The sequence below is a fragment of the Rhodovibrio sodomensis genome (assembly GCF_016583645.1).
Taxonomy (GTDB): Bacteria; Pseudomonadota; Alphaproteobacteria; order Kiloniellales; family Rhodovibrionaceae; genus Rhodovibrio; species Rhodovibrio sodomensis.
Genome location: NZ_NRRL01000196.1, coordinates 1 through 4,854 on the forward strand (window position 1 = coordinate 1; position 4,854 = coordinate 4,854).

Consider the following 4,854-nt stretch of genomic DNA (forward strand, 5'->3'; position numbering starts at 1 on the left):
CGCCCTCGCCCTGCTGGCCACGCCCTGGGACTTCCACGCCGATCCCGCCGCGCCCGCGTCGGGATCGGCGTGGAAGTCCCAGGGCGTGGCCAGCAGGGCGAGGGCGGTGACGTCGCGCCGCCGCCGCTCCGCCAGCGCCAGGGCGAGCAGGCCGCCCATGCAGTAGCCGATCACCGGCAGCGGGCGGCCGGCGGCGGCGCACGCGGCGTCGAGCGCGCGCTCCAGCCGGCCGGCGATGTAGTCGGTCAGGGAGAAGCCGCGTTCCTGCGCGCCCGGGCGGTCCCAGTCGACCAGCATCGGGCGGAAGCCGAGGCCGGCCAGGTGGCGCAGCAGCGACAACCCGGGCTTGAGGTCGAGGATGTAGGCCCGGTTGATCAGCGACGGCACGACCAGCAGCGGGGTGCCGTTGGGGTCGGCGGCTTCCGGGCACTGGCCGTAATCCAGCAGCCGGGTCGTGCCTTCCTGCCACAGGGCGGGCGGGTCGCTCAGCGCCCGGGAGTAGGCGTGGGCGCGATACGCCTGGATGCCGCGCAGCAGGTCAAGGTGGCGGCGGGTCGCCTCGCGCTGCAGGGCCAGCGCGAAGCGGCTAGGATCCGCGTTTGCGATTTCGCGGCGCAGACTTTCCCGTCTTTCCGCCCGACTGCTGTCCGCCGCCGTGTCCGGCTGCGCCGCGCCCGCCGGATCCTTCCAGGGCAGCCAGCCGCTCTTCCAGGCGGGCAAGGCGATCTGCGAACTTGTCCAGGTCCAGATCGCCGCCGCCAGGTGCGCCGGCAGCGGCCGCGGACCCAGACGCCGGCCGCGCTGCGCTGTTGGCGCTTCCTGCTGGTGCGCCGTGCCGTCCGTCCGGTCCGTGCCGTCGGTCTGCGTCGTTCCGCTCGGGCCCGTGCGGGTCCGGCCCTGGGTCCGGCTCTCCGTCCGGCTTTGGGCCCGGCTCCGCGACGTCCCCCCGGTCGCCCTGTCGGTCATCGGCGCTCCCCTGCGCCCCCGGTTGGCCGGCCTGCCCGGCGCCCGGCGGATCTGTGGTGCCGCCGTGCGGCGGTGGCCAGCCGGCGTGGTCCTGGCTGGGATGGCTCCAGCCCGGCGGCGGTCCCCAGCCGCCATGAGGTCCGGCCTGCGCGCCGGGGTGCGGCGGCGTCCAGCCCGCGCCCGGCCAGCCGGCGGCCGGTCCCTGCGGTTGGCCCCAGCCGGGCGGTGGGCCGCCCGGATAGGCTTGCGGGCCCCAACCCTGCGTCGGCCAGCCCTGCGCCGGCCAGCTTTGCGGCGGCCAACCCGGCGGCATGCCGCCCCCCGCGCCCGGCCAGCCGCCGGGCATCTGCTGCGCGCCCTGGGCGAGGGCGGTCATCATCGCCATCGGCCAGCCCCAGGCGGCGCCGGCCTGCTGCCCGGCCGTCTGCGCACCGGCCTTGGCGTTGGCCTGCAGGGTCTGCTGCCAGGCCTGCGCGGCCGCCCACGGGTTGGCGTTCCCCGTACCGTCTTGGGACGAGGTACCGTCTTGCGACGAGCTCTCCGCGTCCGGCGGCGCGAAGCCCATCAGGCGGAGCATTTGCTCGGTCGCCTCGGCCATCTCCGGGTCGTTGGCAAGCGCCGTCATCTGGTCTTGCCACAGGTCCAGGTAACGGCGCGCCAGTTCGTCGAGATCGTCCTGCTCCGCCATGGTTGCGGAGTATAACGAGGCGCCTGAAGGGTGACCAGCACCGGCGCGGCGCCGGGCTTCCGGGCGACGCCGCCGCCCGTTCACGGTTTAAGCGGGCCGGCGTTGACACCATATGTTCGGCAGGACTATCGAGAAGCCCAAACCGTTACACACCGGGGGCCGCGCCGCGCAAGATGCTTGCCGGCGGGCGCCAAGCATGAAAGCGATCACATGGCGCGCGACGACAAGACAAACGCCAGCGGCAACGGCGATCAGAAAAAGCCGGTGATCATCAAGAAGTACGCCAACCGCCGGCTCTACAATACGTCGACCAGCAGCTACGTGACGCTCGACCATCTCTGCCAGATGGTGAAGGACAACATCGACTTCGCGGTGTACGACGCGAAAACCGGCGACGACATCACCCGCTCGGTGCTGACCCAGATCATCGTCGAGGAGGAGAGCAAGGGCACCAACCTGCTGCCGATCAATTTTCTGCGCCAGCTGATCGGGTTCTACGGCGACAACATGCAGTCGGTGGTGCCGTCCTACCTCGAGCACATGATGCAGGCGTTCGCCGCCAACCAGGACCGCATGCGCGAGCAGATGCGCGAAACCATGAGCGGCATGTTCCCGTTCGGCGGCGACCTGCAGAAGCTGAGCGAGCAGAATGCCGCGCTGTTCGATAGCGCGCTGAAAATGTTCACGCCGTTCCAGGCCGGCCAGCAGCCGGGTGCCACCTCGGAAGGCGGCGAACCGGGCGAGCGCGGCCCGTCGGCCGGGACCGCCGGAACCGGCGGCCAGGAAGCCTCCGAGGAAACGCTGCAGCAGCTCAAGCAGCAGGTCGATCTGCTGCAGAAGCAGCTCGACGTGCTGACCCGCCAGCAGCAGGGCGGCGCCGGCGGCAACGGCGCGGCCGGCGGCGCCGGCTCCTCCGGCACAACCGGTTCGGGCAAGACCGGCAGTGCGGGCAGCCGCGCGGGCTCCCGCTCGTCGTAAGCGGCCGGCCGGACCGACCTATCCGGTCGTTGATGGTCGTGACGGCGCGCGCGGTTCGGACAAGATCGCGAACGGTTAACTCACCTTTCAGCGGCTTGCTTTAACGCGCGGCGTTCTTGGTCGGGAAGTCCCAGTCGGCGAGGTCGACCACCTTGGCCGGCGGCCTCTCCGGCCAGGGGGCGCCCAGCGATGGCCGGCCGAAGTGGTAGCCCTGCAGCAGTTCGGCCCCTTCGGCTGCCAGCACCCGCGCTTCTTCGGCCGTCTCCACGCATTCCGCCACGGTGACCAGGTTCAGCGAGCGGGCGAGCGCGATCAGGTTGCGCACGAACAGCTGGTTGTGCGGGTCCTCCGCGATGTCGCGGACGAACGAGCCGTCGATCTTCACGATATCGACCGTCAGGGCCTTGAGGTGGCGGAAGGTGGTGTAGCCGGCGCCGAAGTCGTCCAGCGCCACCCGGCAACCCAGATCCTGCGCGGCCGAGATGAAGCGCGCCGTCTCGTCGATGTCGTTGAGCGCGGCGGTCTCGGTGATCTCGATGATCATCCGCCGGGCCAGGTCGGCGCGGTCCTTCAGTTTGGCCACCAGGGCGCGCTGCCAGGACCGCTCGGTCGCGGTCAGGCCGGAGATGTTGATCGCCAGCGTGGCGTCCGGGTACTTGGAGAGTTCGTCCACCGCCAGATCGAGCACGCGCCGGTCGAGCGCGCGCATCAGCCCGATCTGTTCGATCACCGGCACGAATTTGCCCGCAGACACGACCTCGCCGTCCGGGCGGTGCAGGCGCAGCAGACATTCGTGGAACACCGGGGTATGGTCGCCGGCGGCGACGATCGGCTGGTAGGCGAACGCCAGCCGGCCTTCCTTCATCGCCTGCTGCACCTCGTCGCCGATCCCCATGGAGGCGCGGTAGGTCTCGCGCTGCGCCTCGGTCACCTCGTACAAGCCACAGCGGTTGCGCCCCTGCACCTTGGCCTGGCGCAGCGCGCCCTCGGCCTTGGCCATCGCGTCCAGGGCGGCGGTGGCCTGGTCGGGGAACATGCACACCCCGGCCGAGCCGGTGACCCGGACCGGGCCGGCGCCGGTCTCGACCGGCTTGCGGCGGATCTCGTGGACCACCCGTTCGGCCGCGCGCACCGCCGTCTTCTGGTCGACCCGGGCGAGCACCGCGCCGAACCGGTCGCCGGAGATCCGGCCGATCGTGTCGCTCGCGCGCAGGCATTCGTCCAGCCGCGAGCCGAGCTCGCACAGGACCCGGTCGCCGGCCTGATAGCCGTAGGCGCTGTTGATCATCGCCAGCTGGTCGATCCCGAACACCACGAACGCGCCGCCGTCGCCGGTGCGCAGCGCTTCGGCGACCGTCTTGTCCAGGTCGTCGCGCAACCGGACCTTGTTGTAGTGGCCGGTCAGTTCGTCGAAGTTGGCGAGATACTCCAGCCGCGCCTCACGCTCCTTGCGGTCGGTCACCAGGCGGAGCGTGCCCGACAGCTTGAGCACCGCGCCGCCGTGGCCGGCGTCGACGGCGCCGCGGTCGTGCACCCATTGGTATTGGCCGTCCTCGGTGCGGATCCGGTATTCGACATCGTAGGCGAGGCCGCGTTTCAGATGGTCGCTGAGCACCTTTTGCCGGCGCCGGACGTCGTCTGGATGAACGCAGCTTGCCAGCGCGTCGCCGGTGGCCGGAGGTCCGTTGCGGGGCGGCGCGAACATCGCGGCGGTGTCGCCCAGCCACGCGACGGTGTCGTCGGCCAGGTTCCATTCATAGACCACGTCGCCCGCAGCCTCGATCGCGGCGCGGAGCCGCGCGAGTTCAGCGGCATGGTCGGTCTGCCTGTACGGCGTGCGCACGTTGCCCTCCTAGCGGTGCGCGCCCTCTACTTGAAGGCGATCGCAAACCCAACTTTGGGCCGCGATTGTCGGGCGCGGACTCTTAAAAATCCATGAACTGCATTTTTGCTGTCTTTGCCGCAAGTGTGGGCTATTAACCTTAATTGGCCTTTTTAAGTATTTCCCCTGAACAGATTGAAAGGACGTGCGCCGCGATTCCACGCAAATTGAATTGATTTTTATGAAAATTGCCGACAAAATATTCGGCCCGAACGAGGTATGGGGAGTGCCGATGATCGCTCCGGGTGCGGGCTGGCCGGCGGGCGGCCCACGGTCGGGCGCCCCAGGCCCGAAGGGCGGGGGCTCGAGTGCCGGGGGCTCGAGTGCCGGGGGCTCGAGT

At 70.2% G+C, this 4,854-nt stretch carries 3 protein-coding genes; 1 reads left to right on the forward strand and 2 read right to left on the reverse strand.

The annotated features are described in order from the left end of the window. Positions 1–966: alpha/beta fold hydrolase (locus tag CKO28_RS26665; protein ID WP_200344366.1), on the reverse strand; the 966-nt coding region annotated here is incomplete at its 3' end. Positions 967–1,864: 898 nt separating this feature from the next. On the opposite strand from CKO28_RS26665, the gene phaR reads away from it, so the two are divergent. After that, positions 1,865–2,632, forward strand: coding sequence for a polyhydroxyalkanoate synthesis repressor PhaR (gene phaR / locus CKO28_RS26670; RefSeq protein WP_200344368.1), 768 nt, complete (start codon positions 1,865–1,867; stop codon positions 2,630–2,632). Between the two features lie 100 nt (positions 2,633–2,732). Here the strand turns inward: phaR and CKO28_RS26675 are convergent, their stop codons facing one another. Then, positions 2,733–4,475 (reverse strand): EAL domain-containing protein, encoded by a 1,743-nt coding sequence (locus tag CKO28_RS26675; protein ID WP_200344370.1) that lies wholly within the window; start codon positions 4,473–4,475, stop codon positions 2,733–2,735. Positions 4,476–4,854: the final 379 nt, after the last annotated feature.